Genomic DNA, 17,043 nt, shown 5'->3' with positions numbered 1-17,043 from the left:
AGCAAGCGCGGGGCAGAGCGTCTCCAGGGAGATTCGATGCGTCCAACGAGGGGAAATGGCTGAGCAACGACAGGCAGGACGAGGACGGATGCGCGACGCAGGCAGGCAGGCGCTGTGGCTGCTGCTGTTGCCGGCTGCCGCGCAGGCGCAGTACGTGGGCAAGGTGGGCCAGACCGCGGAGCGCAGCCCCACGCTGCGGGCTACCGCGGTGTACGAGTTTACGGGCACGATGACGGCGCCGAGCGCGAGCCGCCTGGTACCGGTGGTGGTGTGGGATGGCGTGGCGTTTCAGCCCGGCGGGCTCTACCTGGCGAGGCCGGAACCACTGGCGGTGGCACCGGGGACGCAGTACGTGCTGGAAAAGAGCGGGGTGCCGGCGGGCCTGTTCAATCTGGCGTCGGCCGGTGAGCTGAACGGGGCGTGGGTGGGCCTGGGACGGTATGCGGCGGAAGCTCCGCCAGCCGCACCGAAGAAGCTGGCCGCGTCGAAGAAGCTGCCGTCGCTAACGGGCGGCACGGGCAGGGGGCGTGCCGAGGCGGCCGGTGCGGCCGACGAGGGTACAGGACCGGTGTTGCACCGCAAGACCGGGAGCGAGGACGGCAGCACGGCGGGGAGCGGTGCCGGGGGGCGAGTAAAAGTACGTCTGGAAGCGGGAGCTCAACGGCTGGTGCTGGATCGGCAGGCAGCACGGGAACTCCTGCGGAGGGCGGGAGCGACAGCGGCAATGGGCCCACGCTGCACCGGAGGGATACGGCGAGTGCCGGAAGCCCGGGCACATCGAGTGGGAGTGGAGGCACTGCGGGAGATGCCAAGGCTGACTCCACGGCGACACCGGCGCCGGACCCGGATCGACCGACGCTGCACCGCAAGGACGACAGTGGAAGTACGAGTTCAGGCACCGGCTCAACAGGAAGCAGCAGCCAGGCTGGAGCGGAGGATCCGGACCGGCCTACGCTGCACCGCAAGAGCGACGACAGCGGGGATGCCGCAGGGGCGAACGGCACGGCTGGCAGCGCCTCGGGTTCAGGCCCGGTAAAGAGCAGCAGCGATGACCCGGATCGGCCGACGCTGCACAGTGCGCATGCGGGCGGCGCGGCGCCGGCGCCGGACGCGGATCGCCCCACGCTGCATCGGCATGCGGAGGCGGACGCGGCCAGTGCCGAGCCGGATCCGGACCGGCCCCACCTGCGCTATGGCGCGACGGGCGATGCCGGCGGGCGCGTACAGCCGATTGCGCTGCTGAAGACGGACGCGCACACGGTGAGCGAGGGCAGTGGAGCGGGAGGGCCGATGGTGGCGCAGGTGGTGGCGGTGTCGGACGTAACGACGGACGAGCCGCATCCGTTCCGGTTTGCTTGGCCGAGTGCGGGCGCGCAGGCGGATGCCGAGGCCTCGATGCATGCGCTGGCACTGCGCGCGCTGGCCACGGCGGCCAGGGCGACGTTTGGACCCGCGGCAAAGACCGACCAGGCGCTGCAGCAGGCAGCGCAGGCGGCCGAGGCGGCAAGTGCTGCGCGTGCCAAGGCGACGGCGGCGCAGGGTGGGCCGGGTGCTGCGGCGGCTGGTGTAGCTGCCGGTGCGGCGCCCGGTGCAGCGTCAACCGGCACTGCGAGAACAAGGGCGGCCGCCAAAGCACGGGCAGCCAAGGCGGTCGCGGCAGTGGCTGACCCGCTGCGGGATGAGCAGTTCAGCGCGTTTGAGCTGAGCTATGGAGCGGGCGCGACCTTTGTGTACACGGCTCATACCGATGCGTCTGGGGCCGATCGGCGCTACGTGGTGGTGATCGCACAGCCTGATTTTTACGGCAGGCCGCATGCGGTGTTTACCCAGACCACGCGTGGCGACATGCTGGGGCAGACCCCGGCGCTTCGGCTGGTGGATGCAGTGGACGCGGATGGAGATCACCGGGCAGAGCTGCTGTTCGATGCGCTGGGGAATGAGGGCGCGGGATCAGGTAGCGCGGTTGAGAGAACTGCTGCGACCACTGCCGCAAGCGGCACGGAACGGCAGTTTGCCTTGTATCGCGTGCTGGCAGGGCGAGCAACGCTGCTCTATGCGAGCAACCCGGCGATGCAGCCCTAGCCCGCAGCTCCAGGCATAAGTGCTGTGAACCACAGTGGTAATCCATCTGGCGCATCGTGGTGGCAGACCGCGGTGACGAATGATGGCGCACGTCCGGGCGCCATTGCCTGCGCAGCCGGGATGCCCGTGCTTGCAGAGCAAACGACCCGTGGAGCATATTGGCCGGGAATGCCGGGTTCGGACGAAGTCATCGGGCGGGTAAGATCGCGGCAGGAGATTCAGGAATGGATGTTGTTGGAAAGACTGCTGCCTGGTGTGCGCTTGGCTTGTGCTGGATCGGCGTCACGGGATCCATGGTTGCCGAGGCGCAGCAGCCAGCCCCGCTTCACTACGTGTGCCATCGCACGGCGACGCCGGTACACATCGATGGAAAGCTGGATGACACGGCATGGGCCAGTGCGCCATGGACGAGCGACTTCGTGGACATCGAGGGAGCGGGCAAGCCGGTGCCGCGCTTTCACACACGCGTGAAGATGCTGTGGGATGCGGACTACCTGTATATTGCTGCGCAGATCGAGGAGCCCGACGTCAAGGCGACACTCACGCAGCATGACTCGGTGATCTTTCACGACAGTGATTTCGAGGTCTTTGTAAAGCCGCTGCCAGCCACGCCGAGCTACTACGAGTTTGAGATCAATGCGTTGAACACGAGTTGGGACCTGTTCCTGCCGAAGCCCTACAACCAGGGCGGCAGGCCGGACAACAGCTGGGACATCGCCGGGCTGCAGACGGGTGTGGCGGTACAGGGCACGTTGAACGATTCCAAGGATCGTGACCGTGGATGGACAGTGGAGATTGCGTACCCGCTGAAGGCGTTTGCGACGCGGCAGAGCGTGCCGCCGCCGGTGCCGGGCACGCAATGGCGCATCAACTTCAGCCGGGTCGAGTGGAAGGCGGGACAGGCACACGAGGACAACTGGGTGTGGTCGCCGCAGGGCGTGGTGAACATGCATGTGCCGGAGCGCTGGGGCTTTCTGGAGTTTGCTCAGTAACCATGGGGCAGTTGTGGCAGGCCGTGCCCCCGGCGCGGCCTGTGCTCTGCTCATGCGCGTAGCCCCGTGGATTGAGTGGGATTCTGCCGGGCGCGGGTTGACCGCCTCTCAATCGCTGCTGTTGTGCAGGCTGTCGACGACCTGCCGGGCGCTTTTGCCCTGCGGGGAGCGCGCGCCGTGTGTGGCTCGATCGGTGCCGCCGAGCCTCGCGCTTTGCCGGTGCAGCCCGGCCCATGAAGCCCAGAGAACGAGCACCAGCGCCAGCATGGCCAGCGCGATCTCGCTCGGATAAAGTTCGTTGATCCTGATTCGCATCGTGGCATCCCTGTGGAAGCGACGGCCGCACCGGCTTGTGCCCTGTGCGTTCAGCGTCACGATCCATCCACATCCAAACCGGCGATCATTATGCCCACAGGAGAGGTGCCCGTCCATGCCCGGATTTGGTGCAGCCGGGCCACGGCGATCCCGGCGCGTGCGGGCGGCATCTATGCAGGTGCGGACGTGTGTGTACAGGGACGGCGCTGTTGTTGCCTGAAGGCGACAGCTGCAATCGCCAGGGTGGACGCGGGTCGCCGCTGACCGTTGTATTTGTAACCGTACTCGATCAGGTTGTCGCCTGGTGGTCTCTCAAGGAGTGTGCTTCGCTGTGTCATTGACCCATATCCAGGAACACGTAGACCTGATTGCCAAGCACGAGCAGGAGTTCCTGGCCAAGCGGACCAGGACGGAGCGCATTGGCGATTCCATTGCGGCCTTTGTGGGGAGCCTCGGTTTTGTGAGCATCCACGTGCTGCTGTTCGTGGTGTGGATCGGGCTGAACACGCTGCCCGTGCCGCACGTCGCGCATTTCGACCCGGCACCGTTCGGGCTGCTGGATACGATCGTGGCGCTCGAGGCGATCCTGCTGGCGAGCTTCATTCTGATGCGGCAGGCGCGCATGAGCCGTCGGGCCGATGAGCGCGATCACCTGATGCTGCAGATCCTGCTATTGACCGAGCGGGAGATCACGGCGGTGCTGGGGATGGATCGTAAGATAGCGGCGCAGATGGGGCTGGAGCGGGCGGCAAATGCGCAGGAGGTGCGGGAGCTAAGCGAGCAAATCTGCATCGACGACGTGGCGCAGACGATCAAGGAAAACCTCACCCCGGGCGAGTAGCAGAGCGCTGCAGGCCCAGGCGGCGCGACGTCATCCGGCGGAATCCGAACCGAAGCATCGAGCGTTTATGCGGGTGCGCGGGGTGAGTCGACCGGCCGCATGCACGTGTCGATTTCGCGGCCGATTGCGAGTGGTAAGTGCAACCGCCCGCGGGATTGCGCCTCTTAGCAAACAGTGAGGTGTGTGACGCCCTCGCCGGGAGGACAAACAAGCATGAGTTTTTTAGCGGAAGTTGCCGGGCATTATCTGCCGTACAGTGATGCACTGGAAACGATTGAGCCCGATGAGCACGAGACATTTGAGAAGATTGCGCAGTTGATGGGCCATGGCGCAGATACCGTGCACGCCAAGTACAAGCGGCCGGTGCGCATCTCGCATGCCAAAGCGCATGGAGTAGTGCGGGCGAAGTTGAGGGTTGCGCAGGAGCTGCCGCCCGAGCTGGCGCAGGGATTATTCGCCAAGGCTGGCCGCGAGTACGACGTGATCGTGCGGCTGGCGCACACGCCGGGCGAGTTACTGGATGACCGCAAGGTATCGACGCCACGCGGCATCGCGATGAAAATACTGGGTGTGCCGGGCGAACTGCTCCAGTACCCAGGCCAGGAGAACGGCGCGGGCGCGGCGAACCAGGACTTTGTGTTCGATACGGGCAAGGCATTTATTGCACCGGGAGCGAGGAGCTTTCTGCAGGCGTTTAAGCCGAATGCCGAAATTGCGCCGCACCTGTCGGACACGACCAAGGGCGTGGTGAGCGATCTCTCTCGCGGCACCAACGCGGTGTTGCACGCGGTGGGGTTGAACAGCGGCAAGCTCGACTTCTTCGGGCATCCGTTTCTACACCCGCTGAGCGAGCAGTACTACTCGCAGACGCCCTACCGCTATGGCACGTACGTGGCAAAGTTCGGCATTTTGCCGACCACACCGGGACTGCTGGCACTCGACAACCAGGCGTTTGAGCCCAAGGATGAGAACGGATTGCGGACGGATGTGCGGGAGTTCCTGGCGCAGCATGACGCGGAGTACGCGTTCTGCGTGCAGCTGGCGACCGACGCGGAGAAGATGCCGATCGAGGATGCCACGGCCGAGTGGCCCGAGGATGTGTCGCCGTATCGGCAGGTAGCGAGCCTGGTGATTCCGCGGCAGGATGCGTACACGCCGGAGCGCGCGGCGTACGTGGAGGGGTTGTCGTTCAGCCCGGCGCATGCTCTGGCGGCGCATCGTCCGCTTGGCTCGCTGAACCGGGCGCGCCTGTATGCGTATACAGTGCTGTCGGCCAAACGGCGCGAGGAGTTAGGCGCTGCCAGGCGCGAGCCGGCGTCGATTGACGAAGTGCCTGCGTAGTTATTCGGAGATCGGCGGCAGTAAAGGGCTCGCATCGCGCGGGCCCTTTTTGTTGCGCGGCGCTGCAGCTGTGCGCTGAAGATTGGCCGCTGCGTCCTCTGGCCTCGTGCTAGGGTGATTCGCAGTTCTGCGCGGCCATTGTGGGTGGTTGCGAGACTGCAGGCGGCGGTGCTTCGGTGGCTGGTTTTGTAGGCGATTTCAGGAGCTAAGGATAAACGCATGATGGGACGAATGGCAGGCAGGCGGTTGTGCAGGGGCGGTGTGTTTGGACTAGGCGTTTTGTCACTCGGGATGCTCGGAGGTTGGTCCTGCGCCGTGGCGGCGGCCGCGCCGCTGTTGCTGCGGAATCCTTCGCTGAGCCAGACGCAGATCGCGTTTCTATATGGCAATGACATCTGGCTGGTGGCGAAGGAAGGCGGTGAGGCGCGGCGGCTGACCTCGGTTAACGCCGTGGATGCAGGCCCGTTTTTCTCGCCGGATGGCTCGGAGATCGTGTACTCGACCAGAGAGCATGGGCTCGAAGACGTGTACTTGGTAGGCGCATCGGGCGGAGTGCCGCGGCGGTTGACCTGGAACGCCATGGGCAACGAAGCCGTGGGCTGGACGCCGAGTGGCAAGGATGTTTTGTTTGCCTCGGCGCGCACGAGTTACTCAGATTTTCCAAAGCTGTTTCGTATGCACGCGGATGGCACGGGATCGCCCGTGGCGTTGCCGCTGCCGAGCGCGGACCACGGCAGCTACTCGCCGGACGGCAACACGCTGGCGTATGTGCCAGTCGCGCAGTGGCAGGCAGCGTGGAAGCATTATCGCGGGGGGCAGACCACGCCGGTGTGGCTCGTGAACTTGCAGACGCTGGACCTGGTGAAGATACCGAGGGAGCATTCCAATGACTCGCACCCGGTGTGGGAAGGGAGCTCGGTGTACTTCCTGTCGGACCGCAATGGCCCGGTGTCGCTGTTCCGGTATGACACTGCGGACAAGGCCGTGGAGCAGGTGGTCGAGAACAAGGGCTTCGACCTGAAGACGCTGAGCGCGGGGCCCGGCGCGCTGGTGTACGAGCAATTCGGCTCGCTGCACCTGTACGACCTCACAAGCAAGCAGGAGCATGTGGTGCCGGTGATGGTGCGCGGCGACCTGCCGGCGCTTGAGCCCGCGCTGCAGAAGATCGCGGTGGGCGAAGTGCAGAACGTGTCCCTGTCGCCGACCGGCATGCGCGTAGCGGTGGAAGCGCATGGCGAGATCTTCACGGTGCCTGCGGAGAAGGGTGACACGCGCGACCTGACGCATGCGCCGGGCTCAGCGGAGCGGGACCCGGCGTGGTCGCCGGACGGCAAGTCGATCGCGTACTTCTCGGATGCTTCGGGCGAGTACCAGCTGATGATCCAGGAGCAGAGCGGGCTGGCGCCGGCGAAAGTGATCGACCTGGGACCGGGGGCCTCGTTCTACTACAGCCCGCACTGGTCGCCGGACTCCAAGCACATCGCGTTCTACGACAAGCACATGGTGCTTTGGGTGGTGGACGCAACGGGCGGCAAGCCGGTCAAGATCGACCAGGGACTGCGGGGAAGTTTTGGTACGAGCTTTGAGATCACGTGGTCGCCGGACTCGAACTGGATTGCATACACGCGCGACCTCGAGAACGAGCAGCATGCAGTGTTTTTCTACTCCATGACAACGCACCAGGCGACGCAGATCACCGATGGGATGAGCAATGCGGCGTCGCCGGTGTTTGATCCGAACGGGAAGTGGCTGTACTTCCAGGCATCGACCAACAGCGGCCCTTCAAATGCGGGCATTGACCTGTCGTCGCTGGACCAGGCGACCAACAGCGGCGTGTACGTGGTGGTGCTTGGCAAGGATGGTGCATCGCCGGTGCCGCCTGAGAGCGATGAGGAAGGCAAGGACGACAAGAAGAAAGCAGACGCCGACAAAGACTCTTCAAAAGGAGATGACGGAAAGGACGCGAAGGCCGGGGATAAGAGCACTGACAAGGCAGACGACAAGGCCGGAGACAAGGACAAGGCTGGCGAGAAGAAGGACGACAAAGCCAAGAAGACCGAGCCGACCGTGATTGATCTCGCGGGGATCGGCAACCGCATCCTGGCGTTGCCGATTCCGCCGCGGAACTACGGCGGGTTGTGGGTGGGCAAGACCGGTGTGCTGTACCTGGCGGAGGGTGGGCCGGTGGGGCGCGCTTCGGAGAACGGAGGCACGCCGATTCGCTCGCTCTGGCGATTTACCACCGAGAAGCGGCTCACCGAGGAGATGCTGGGCGGCCTGGACGCCTTCGAGGTGACGTTTGACGGCGACAAAGTGCTGTACGGGCGCGGCGAAAACTGGTGGATCGTGCCGGCAGGCGACCTGAAGCCGGGCTCGCCGGATGCGGCACCGGGCAAGCCGGTGAACAACGGCGGCATGGTGGCGGTGGTGGACCCGCGTGCGGAGTGGCGGCAGATGTATCGCGAGACATGGCACATTGAGCGCGACTTCTTCTACGACGCGCACCTGCATGGGCTGGACCTCGCAAAGATCGAAGCCAAGTACCAGCCGTACCTGGACAACGTAGCCTCGCGTGCGGAGTTTACCTACCTTTCGAATGAAATGCTGGGCGAGATCGAGATCGGGCACATGTTTGTGCGGCCGCCGCATGCGCCGGAAGACGCGCCCAAGCCGGGCCTGCTGGGTGCGGACTACGCGGTGGACGGCGACCGGTATAAGTTCGCCAAAATCTACAACGGGCAGAACTGGACGCCGGGATTGCGTGCACCGCTGACGGTGCCGGGTGTGCAGGTGGAAGAAGGAGAGTACCTGCTGGCGGTGAACGGCCGCGAGCTGCACGCGGAGGATAACCTTGAGAGCTTCTTCGACGGCACGGCGGAAAAGCAGACGGTGCTGCGCGTGAGCAGGAAGCGCGATGGCAGCGATGGACGCGATGTCACGGTGGTGCCGACGGCCTCAGACCACGGGTTGCGCAACCTGGACTGGATCGAGAGCAACCGCCGCAAGGCAGGTGAGCTGTCGGGCGGCAAGGTGGCGTACATCTACATGCCGAACACGGCGGGCGCGGGCTATAGCAACTTTAACCGTTACTTTTACGCACAGCTCGACAAGCAGGCAGTGGTGCTGGACGAACGGTACAACGAGGGCGGACTGATCGCGGACTACGTGACGGACGTGCTGCGCCGCGTGAGGATGAGCGGCGCGATCGAGCGCGACGGCAAGCCGATGCAGGACCCGGTGGGCGCGATCTTTGGGCCCAAGGCGATGATCATCAACCAGTCGGCGGGCTCGGGCGGCGATGCGATGCCTTGGTACTTCCGCAAGGCCAACCTGGGCACGCTGGTCGGGACCAATACATGGGGCGGCCTGGTGGGCATTGGCGGCTACCCGACGCTGCTGGATGGGGGCAGCGTCACGGCGCCCCGGTACGCGATCTACGGGCTCAACGGCGCGTGGGAGGTAGAGGGCCACGGCATTGCGCCGGACGTGGAGGTCGAGGACCTGCCGAAGGACGAGGCTGCGGGGCACGACATGCAACTGGAGCGCGCGGTCGCTGTGGTGGTGCAGCAGTTGAAGGAGCATCCGGTGAGCGAGCCACCGGTGCCGCCGTACCCGAACTATCACCTGCATGACGATGTGGGCAGCGGGCACTAAGCCGGTTGGTGCAGATGGGCGCAAAGGGCCGCGGCTTCGTGCGGTCCTTGCGGGTGTTTGCGCTCCGCTGGCGGCCCCGCGCGGTGGTTGACCGTGACGGCGCGTGCGCTGTTGGTCGTGGCGCGGCGAGCATGCGCGATTCCCAATGAGCCGGCAGGCGATTAGAGTAGCGGCATGTCGAGATTGTTCCGCGCATTCACGTTGTTCGCTTTTGCTGCTGCACCCGCGTTGCTGGCTGCCCATGGGGAAGCACAGCCTGTGCACCTCACGGTGAACGGGTTGAAGGACCCGCTGGGGATTGATACGGCACAGCCTGCGTTGTCGTGGCAGAGCGATGCGACCGCGCGCAACTGGAAGCAGGCAGCGTACGAGGTGCTGGTTGCCAGCACGCCAGAGAAGCTGCGTGCGGGACAGGCCGATGTGTGGGACAGTGGACGCCGCGTGGGTGCGCGCTCCGTGGATATCGCATACGGGGGACCAGTCCTGCGCTCGCGCGAGCGCTGCTACTGGCAGGTGCGCGTGTGGGACGCGCAGGGACACTCGGCGATGGCGACAGAGCCGGCGGTGTGGGAGATGGGGCTGCTTTCCCCCGCGGACTGGCAGGCACAGTGGATCAGGCGGGAAGACCCGCGCCAGGCAAAGGCAATGCAACAGATGCAGTGGCTGTGGCTGAAGGGCGGCGACGTGGAGCACGTAGCGCCGGGCACGGTTGCTGAGTTTCGCACGACCCTGCATATCGATCGGCTGCCGCAGGAGGCGAGCCTCCACGTGTTATCGGGCGGCGATTTCGCGGCTACCGTGAATGGGGTGCGGACCGGTCACAAGGAAGCGTGGGGCTCGTTCGACCAGGAGGAGATTGGCGACCGGCTGCACGTGGGTGATAACCACATCGTGGTCAAGGTGGCGGCGCCGGGCGGCGACCCGGGCACGACCGTGCGCATGGCGATGGCCGCGGCGGTGCAGGTGGGTGGCAGCGGGGCGGATGCAGATCGCTGGCTGGTGACCGGGGGCGAGCGTTGGGAAGCGCGTACGGTGGTGCCGATGGAAAAGTCCGCGCAGGCCGCTGCGCCCGGGCCGGAGCAGAAGCCGGTGATGGGGCCGTGGCAGGCGGTCAAGGTCGTAGGCCCGCTGGCGGAGCAACATTTCGGCGTAGGTACGGATCGCTCTTCGCCAGCGCCGACGCCCGATCGGATCGTGTCGAGTGCTTCCTTGCTGCGGACGGATTTCACAACGCATGGCGCTGTGGCGCAGGCGCGCCTGTACATCACGGCGCTGGGCAGCTACCGGGCCACGGTGAATGGGCAGCCGGTGAGTGACGCCGTGCTGACGCCGGGCTTTACGGATTTTCGCAAGCGCGTGCTGTACCAGACGTATGACGTGACCCGGCTGGTGCAGAGCGGGGCGAACGTTCTGGGCGCGGAGCTTGGAGCCGGTTGGCATGGCAGCCCGCTGCTATGGTCGGGCACGCGGCTGTTCCCCGGGGCCGACCGTTTGCGCGCGCAGCTGGAGCTGCAGTATGCGGACGGCACGCGGCAGGTCGTGGTGAGCGGCCCGGACTGGCATGCGGCACCTGCGCCGGTACTCGCGGCGGAGATTTACGGCGGCGAGACGTACGATGCGAGACGGGCGCTCCCAGGCTGGGACACGCCGGGCGGAAGCGGCGCAAACGAGCAGGATGCAAGGCAGTGGAGCAACGCGGTGGCCGACCCTGCTGCCGCGGCGATCACGGTCAGTGCGCAACCGGACCTGCTGATTCGCAGGCAGCTTACGGTGACGCCCACAGGCATGACGCAGGTGATGGCGGGTAAGGGCACAGACGCTGTGACAGATACGGTGTTCGACATGGGGCAGAACATGGTGGGCGCGGTGCAGTTGAGGGTGCAGGGTCCGCGCGGTACGACGGTGCGGCTGCGCTTTGCCGAGCGGCTGAACCCCGACGGTACCGTGTACACGGAGAACCTGCGCGATGCCGATGCCACCGATACCTACATCCTGTCGGGTGACGGCCAAGAGCTCTGGACGCCTCGTTTCACCTTTCACGGCTTTCGCTACGTGGAGGTTTCAGGGCTGCCGGGCGCACCCAGCCTCGAGACGCTCGAGGGCCAGGTATGGAACAGCCTGCCGGCAAAGCCTGCGATGGAGTTCTCCTCGGCGAGCGACCTGTTGAACCGGATGGACCAGTTGGGGCTGTGGGGGCAGCGTGGAAACTTTGTGTCGATCCCGACGGACTGCCCGCAGAGGGACGAGCGGATGGGCTGGATGGGCGATGCGGGCGTGTTCTGGCGGACCGGTGCGTATAACTTCGACACGGACGCGTTCTCGAACAAGTACATGCAGGACGTGATCGATGCGCAGGATCCGAACGGGGCGTTTGCGAACATTTCGCCGGACCTGTTGCAGGGCGTGGAGCACACAGGCGCGCCGGGCTGGGGCGATGCGGGCGTGCTGGTGCCCTATGCCACGTGGCTGCAGTATGGCAATGCCTCGCTTGTGAAGCGCTCGTGGCCGGCGATGGAGCGGTGGATGGATTTCATCCTTGCCAGCAACCCGGACTTCGTGCGCAAGAACAAGCTGGGGCCGAACTACGCCGACTGGCTGGCACCCGATCCACACACGCCGGGTGACCTGGTAGGGACGGCGTACTGGGCGATCGTTGCGCAGCAGATGCAGCAGATGGCCACGGCGATCGGTCGGCCTGCGGATGCGGCAAAATACGCGCGGCTGTACCTGCAGATCCGCAAGGCCTACCAGGCTGCGTATGTGCACAGTGACGGCACGGTGGCAGGCGACACGCAGACCGGGTATGTGCTGACGGTGTACGCGGGGCTGGCGCCGGAGGCTATGCGCAAGGGGATGGTGAACCGGCTGGCGGCCAACATCGCCGCGCACGATAACCACCTGACAACAGGCTTCCTGGGAACGCCTTTCCTGATGACGGTGCTGGATGAAGGCGGCCGCACGGACGTGGCGTACACACTGTTGCTGAGCACGACCTACCCGTCGTGGGGCTACATGGTGAGCAAGGGAGCGACCACGTGGTGGGAGCGCTGGAACGGCGACACGGGTGACCCATCGATGAACTCGTACAACCACTACTCGTTCGGCTCGGTGATGGCGTGGGTGTACCGCAGGGCAGCGGGAATTGACGTGGACCCGAAGGACCCGGCGTTTCACCACATCTTGGTCAGCCCGCACCCGGATGCGCACCTGCCGCAACTCCGGGCCACGTACCAGTCGGTGTATGGCGCGATCACCACGGACTGGAGCCTGGGCGCGGAGGGTTTCCGACTGCGCGTGGTGGTGCCGCCGAACACGACGGCGACAGTGCGCCTACCGGAAGAAGCGAGCGGCGCGCTGGAACGCAATGGCAAACATGTGAACCTGCAGCGGGTGGACGGGTTGCGGCAGGACACGGTCGGGTCCGGCGTGTGGGAGTTTGCCGCGGCAGCGGGTGGCCGCGTGGTGCAGTAAGGCGACGGGTGTTTTTCCGCGCGATGGAAAGTGTAGTTACCGAGGGGCGACCGGGACAGGATCCATTCACCCGGCGCCGGGCTGTTCCGGCGAAAATGAGAGTGTTGTCCTTCGCAGACGCAGCGCGAAAAGTGACAGCAGGAGCCTATGCAGAACCCGAAGTCCACGATCCTGTTCATCGACGACGACCCTACACTGCGCATGATTGGCAAGCTCTTGCTCGAAAGCCAGGGCTACGAAGTGGTTTGCGCCGAGGGCGGCCAGCAGGCCATGGCCATCCTGGAAAGCCATTTGCCGGACCTGATTATCTCTGACCTGCATATCCCCATGCCGGCGGGCGGTGAGCTGTTGCCGGCACTTCGTCGCGAATACCCCGCAATCCCGGTGGTGGTGGTCTCGGGCGACCCACGCATCGCCGACGGACCGGAGATGCTTTCGTTGCTGGCAGATGCGTGCTTTTTAAAGGGAGCGTACCGGCCGCCGGAGTTGTTTGCGATGCTGGCGCGCCTGTTGCAGAGTCCCCCGGTGCGACCCACAAGGCCCCAAGCTGAGATTGCGCCGCCTGCGGCCTCCGGCGAGGGTAGCAAGGGCCCAGCCGGCATTGTGCTTGGGGGGCTCTCCCAGGCCAGGCCGTAGCGAAGCCTCCAGCTTCTTGTGAGGCGCACGGTTCTCTCCGGGCTGCCAATGGTTGAGTTTGTTGCTGCCAGCGCCAGCAGACGGCATGGGCTGATCGCGTAGGCAACGAGCGTAGTTGCAAATTCGACCTGTCTGGAAGCGTCATGCGGACTGGTCACAGGCAGGCCGGTTGCGCATCGAGACAGCAAAAGGCCCGGCTTTATCGCCGGGCCTCTTGCATTGCTTCTGTGCTGGCTAGAACTCGTACTTAAGCGCGAACTGAATCTGCCGCGGGTTGTAGTTGGCGGAGGTGCCGGTGATGGTGCCGATGTTATTGGGAGTCACGGTGTAGACATCCGGGTTGGCAGCGGAAGGCGTGACCTGGATCGTGTCGTTGGGGTTGGCAAAGTTCGTGACGTTGGTGATGTTGAAGCACTCGGCTCGGAACTCGATCGTGGACTCGTGCACAACCGGGAAGGACTTGAAGAGCGAGAAGTCAACATGGCGGTAATCAGGGCCGTGCAGCGGGTTGCGCTGCTCAGAGCCAAGCGTGCCGGAGAGTTGCGGTGCGAAAGCGGTCGCATCGAAGAAACGTTCGATGCTCGGGTTGTCGACCTTTGCGCCACGCAGCATGTTGGGACGACCCGCGGTTGCGGCATTGGAGGTGCCGGATATGCCCTGCGAGGTGATCACGGTAAAGGGCTGTCCCGTTGACCATGCGAGCAGCGTATTAGCCTGCCAGCCTTTGCCTGCGGCAGCGGCGATGCCGTGCAGGTTCTTGCCAAAGGGCAGCTGGTAGTTGGCGGTGACCACTCCGCGCTGGCGGATGTCGAGATCGCTGTTGCCGTACTCAACACTGCTGAGCTGGGAAGGGATAGCACCGTAACCGTCATTGACTTCGTTGGAGAAGCCAAGCACGTTGTCGAGGGCATGCGCATAGGTGTAGTTGGCACCCACGGTCAGGCCCGCGGTGGTGCGTCGCGTGAGCTGGAGCTGAAGTGCGTTGTAGGAGGACGATCCACCGCTCTGGTACTGCCCGATGTTCTGTACGCCGGGCAGCTGGGCGTAGAAGGGACGCAGCGTGTTGTATACCGCGGCAGGCGTGGAGCCCTGCTGCGCGGCCAGCGTGTTCAACGTGGAGTTTGACACCAGCGCAGGCGCGTTGCGGTCATTGGAGATCTGCGCGAGATGCCGGCCCAGCACGCCGACATAGCTGGCCTGGAAGACGTTGGCGCCGAAGGACTTTTCCACCGTGAGGTTGAACTGCTCGGCGTAGGAGGTGCGGAAGCCCGGATCCACCACGTCGTTGATGTTGCCGGTGGGATTAGTCGCGCTCTCTGCAACCGGCAGCGGCACACCCTGGAAGAAGCGGGTAGGCGCGACGCCGGTAGCCGGGTTGACCGGGCAGGCGCCGTTGTTGCAGTTGTAGTTGGATACGAACGGCTGCGCCTTGAGTGACGAGTTGGACGTGTAGTTTTCCGGGAAGTAGGACATGCCGTAGCCGCCGCGGAGAACAAAGCCGGGAGCCGGGGTCAGGGCGAAGCCGATGCGCGGCGCGATGTTGGTCCAGGTGGGGTTGAGGCCCGCGTACTGGTTTGTGCCATTCACGTTGGCGAGGATGATGGTGCCGGTGGCGGGATCGAAGTTGGAGAGCGCGTTGTGTACCTCGGTAAAGGGCGTGAACACGTCGTAGCGCACGCCGATGTTGAGCGTGAGCTTGGAGTTGACGTGCCAGTCATCCTGCGCAAAGGCGCCGGGCTCCCACGTGCGCCAGTGCGGCGGAATGATGCTGGTGGAGCGCTGCACGCTCTGGAAGTTGCCCTGCAGCAGCGCTGCAAGCCCGTTCACGTCGCCCTGCAATGGATTGAAGGTGTAGTCTCCGTTGCCGTAGTTGTTCTGCGCGTTGGTGGCCTGGCGACGGATGAGATTCGCGCCAAATTTATAACTATGCGCACCACGATTGATGGTGACCGAGCCGTTCTCCTGAAAGGTGTTGTTGATATCCACGATCGGGATAAAGGCGCCGTCGCCGAGATCGGCAAAGCCGCTGACGCTGGTGGGCGCAAGACCGGAGGTGGACTGGTCGATGTTGATGCCGGGCTGGCCGAACGCCGTATTCACCGCGGTGCCGTAGTTGAGAGGCACCGACTGGTTGTTGATCCGTGTATAGCCGAAGCCGAGCTGGAGCAGCACGCTTGCGTTGAAGGTGTGCACGTAGTTAATCTGCGCGTTCTGCGCATCGTCCTTGGCGGTGCCATAAAAGTTGAAGATTGCGCCGCCAGGGGCAACGTTGACGCCAGCCACGGTCTGGTTGGGCAGCAGCCCGGGGTTGGTGGAGGGTACGCGGTTGTAGGTGTAGCGGCCGAAGATCAGGTCCTTGGCGCTGTACTGGTAGTCGACGCGGCCGTCCGCAGTGTCAGAGGTGAGAGAGGTGGTCGGCGAGGAGACGTACGCATCGGAAACGCCGGGCACGCCGCCGGTGGCCGAGTTGGATTGCGGGTAGAGCAGCGCGTAATCCAAACCGACGGGATCAACGCCGCCATTGGCAGCGTTGGGTCCCGTTGTGTCGCCGCCGTGGGCGAGCGCGAGGATCTGCGCGGCATCGCCGCTGTGGAGCGCGTTGTACTCTGCCGCAGTCGGCACCTGGCTGACGGTGGGATTGGTGCCGCGGATCTGGCGCAGACCTTCGTAGTCACCGAAGAAGAAGAGCTTGTCTTTGAGAATCGGTCCGCCAATGGAAGCGCCGAACTGGTTCTGCCGCAGCTTGGGCTTGGGCAGGTGCGCGCCGAACTGGAAGGGATACGCGTCGAGCACGTCGTTGCGGAAGAACTCAAACGCGGAACCATGCAGGGTGTTGCTGCCGGACTTGGTGATGACATTGATCACGGCGCCGGCGGTGCGCCCTGCCTCTGCGGTGTAGGTGTTGGTCTGGATATTGATTTCGCGGATGGATTCGATCGAAGGCCGGATGCCGATGGTGCCGATGATGCGGTCATTGTTGTCCAGTCCATCCACCAGTTCATCGTTGAGAATTTCGGACTGGCCGTTGGCGGAAACAGACGAGGTCTGGCGGCGGTCATCGGGACGCGCGCCGCTGGTGAGGCCGTTGCCCGGGCCTTCGTTCGCGCCGGGCACAATTTGCGCGAGGTTGATGAAGTTACGCCCGTTGAGTGGGAGATCCTGCACCTGCTGCTGCGTCACCAGGGTGCTGAGCACGGAGTTATCGGCCTGCAGCGCCGGCGTCTGCCCGGTCACCTGCACGGTGGTCGCTTCCGAGCCGATCTGCAGCTTGGCGTCTTCACGCGCGCGGTCGCCGACGGCCACGTTGACCGAGGGGATCATCAGCGTGTTAAAGCCGGACTCCGCTACCTGGAGCGAGTAAGTGCCTGGGCCCAGCTGGGAAAAGGTGTAGTCGCCGGAGGGTCCGGTTTGCGCGGTGCGCTTTTCGTTGGTGCCAAGGTTGGTGAGCGTGACGGTGGCATTGGGAATGGTAGCGCCGGTGTTGTCCGTGACTGTGCCGGTCACATCCCCGGTGGTTGCCTGTGCCAGCGCGACGGGAGAGGTGGAAAGCAACAGCGACCCTGCGACCAGAGCCACGCCCATGCCAAAACAAACACGTCGCTCCACTGCCTCGGAAAAGACTGCAATCCTGCTTTTGTGACTCATCGGATGTCCTCGGTGCGGGTTCACCCCTGAGTGCTGGGGTTTACTATCGCGAGCCGGAGAGTACAT

At 64.6% G+C, this 17,043-nt stretch carries 11 protein-coding genes; 8 read left to right on the top strand and 3 right to left on the bottom strand.

The window, feature by feature from the left end; all coding sequences use genetic code 11:
• Nucleotides 1–55: 55 nt before the first annotated feature.
• Nucleotides 56–1,036 carry a hypothetical protein gene (locus tag D1Y84_RS07035; RefSeq protein WP_124847883.1) on the top strand — a complete coding sequence of 327 codons (981 nt, stop codon included), beginning with the start codon at nucleotides 56–58 and terminating at the stop codon, nucleotides 1,034–1,036.
• On the opposite strand, the gene D1Y84_RS07030 is transcribed toward D1Y84_RS07035, so the two are convergent.
• The gene (locus D1Y84_RS07030; protein WP_124847882.1) at nucleotides 1,024–1,257 is read right to left on the bottom strand and encodes a hypothetical protein; all 234 of its coding nucleotides are present in this window, start codon (nucleotides 1,255–1,257) and stop codon (nucleotides 1,024–1,026) included. The genes D1Y84_RS07035 and D1Y84_RS07030 overlap by 13 nt on opposite strands.
• 33 nt (nucleotides 1,258–1,290) lie before the next feature.
• Between D1Y84_RS07030 and D1Y84_RS07025 the strand changes: the two genes are divergently transcribed.
• The gene (locus D1Y84_RS07025) at nucleotides 1,291–2,082 is read left to right on the top strand and encodes a hypothetical protein (protein WP_124847881.1); all 792 of its coding nucleotides are present in this window, start codon (nucleotides 1,291–1,293) and stop codon (nucleotides 2,080–2,082) included.
• A gap of 224 nt (nucleotides 2,083–2,306) precedes the next feature.
• Nucleotides 2,307–3,074, top strand: a complete 768-nt coding sequence (locus D1Y84_RS07020; RefSeq protein WP_124847880.1) for a carbohydrate-binding family 9-like protein — start codon at nucleotides 2,307–2,309, stop codon at nucleotides 3,072–3,074.
• A 108-nt stretch (nucleotides 3,075–3,182) separates the two neighbouring features.
• On the opposite strand, the gene D1Y84_RS07015 is transcribed toward D1Y84_RS07020, so the two are convergent.
• Complete coding sequence (locus D1Y84_RS07015) at nucleotides 3,183–3,389, bottom strand: hypothetical protein (protein WP_124847879.1); 207 nt, start codon at nucleotides 3,387–3,389, stop codon at nucleotides 3,183–3,185.
• Nucleotides 3,390–3,720: 331 nt separating this feature from the next.
• On the opposite strand from D1Y84_RS07015, the gene D1Y84_RS07010 reads away from it, so the two are divergent.
• From D1Y84_RS07010 to D1Y84_RS06990, 5 genes are all read left to right on the top strand, one after another.
• A complete protein-coding gene (locus tag D1Y84_RS07010) occupies nucleotides 3,721–4,230 on the top strand; it encodes a DUF1003 domain-containing protein (RefSeq protein WP_124847878.1) in 510 nt (169 codons plus the stop codon).
• 213 nt (nucleotides 4,231–4,443) lie between these two features.
• Nucleotides 4,444–5,571, top strand: coding sequence for a catalase family protein (locus D1Y84_RS07005; protein WP_124847877.1), 1,128 nt, complete (start codon nucleotides 4,444–4,446; stop codon nucleotides 5,569–5,571).
• 219 nt (nucleotides 5,572–5,790) lie between these two features.
• Entirely contained in the window at nucleotides 5,791–9,225 is a 3,435-nt protein-coding gene (locus tag D1Y84_RS07000) for a S41 family peptidase (RefSeq protein WP_233581218.1), read from the top strand.
• A gap of 174 nt (nucleotides 9,226–9,399) precedes the next feature.
• Complete coding sequence (locus D1Y84_RS06995) at nucleotides 9,400–12,696, top strand: alpha-L-rhamnosidase (protein ID WP_124847876.1); 3,297 nt, start codon at nucleotides 9,400–9,402, stop codon at nucleotides 12,694–12,696.
• Nucleotides 12,697–12,843: 147 nt separating this feature from the next.
• The gene (locus D1Y84_RS06990) at nucleotides 12,844–13,332 is read left to right on the top strand and encodes a response regulator (RefSeq protein ID WP_124847875.1); all 489 of its coding nucleotides are present in this window, start codon (nucleotides 12,844–12,846) and stop codon (nucleotides 13,330–13,332) included.
• A gap of 234 nt (nucleotides 13,333–13,566) precedes the next feature.
• Here D1Y84_RS06990 and D1Y84_RS06985 read toward each other — a convergent pair whose 3' ends face one another.
• Complete coding sequence (locus tag D1Y84_RS06985; protein WP_158615360.1) at nucleotides 13,567–16,977, bottom strand: TonB-dependent receptor; 3,411 nt, start codon at nucleotides 16,975–16,977, stop codon at nucleotides 13,567–13,569.
• Between the last annotated feature and the right edge of the window lie 66 nt (nucleotides 16,978–17,043).

Source organism: Acidipila sp. EB88, assembly GCF_003858395.1.
GTDB lineage: Bacteria > Acidobacteriota > Terriglobia > Terriglobales > Acidobacteriaceae > EB88.
Note: the sequence above shows the minus strand (reverse complement) of the source record. Positions and strands in the feature narration are given on the sequence as shown.

Bases quoted from the DNA above. Each gene is read 5' to 3' on its own strand.
- D1Y84_RS07035 (WP_124847883.1), top strand. From the start codon at position 56: ATGGCTGAGCAACGACAGGCAGGACGAGGACGGATGCGCGACGCAGGC.
- D1Y84_RS07005 (WP_124847877.1), top strand. From the start codon at position 4,444: ATGAGTTTTTTAGCGGAAGTTGCCGGGCATTATCTGCCGTACAGTGAT.
- D1Y84_RS07020 (WP_124847880.1), top strand. From the start codon at position 2,307: ATGGATGTTGTTGGAAAGACTGCTGCCTGGTGTGCGCTTGGCTTGTGC.
- D1Y84_RS07025 (WP_124847881.1), top strand. From the start codon at position 1,291: ATGGTGGCGCAGGTGGTGGCGGTGTCGGACGTAACGACGGACGAGCCG.
- D1Y84_RS07015 (WP_124847879.1), bottom strand. From the start codon at position 3,389: ATGCGAATCAGGATCAACGAACTTTATCCGAGCGAGATCGCGCTGGCC.
- D1Y84_RS07000 (WP_233581218.1), top strand. From the start codon at position 5,791: ATGATGGGACGAATGGCAGGCAGGCGGTTGTGCAGGGGCGGTGTGTTT.
- D1Y84_RS06985 (WP_158615360.1), bottom strand. From the start codon at position 16,977: ATGAGTCACAAAAGCAGGATTGCAGTCTTTTCCGAGGCAGTGGAGCGA.
- D1Y84_RS06990 (WP_124847875.1), top strand. From the start codon at position 12,844: ATGCAGAACCCGAAGTCCACGATCCTGTTCATCGACGACGACCCTACA.
- D1Y84_RS06995 (WP_124847876.1), top strand. From the start codon at position 9,400: ATGTCGAGATTGTTCCGCGCATTCACGTTGTTCGCTTTTGCTGCTGCA.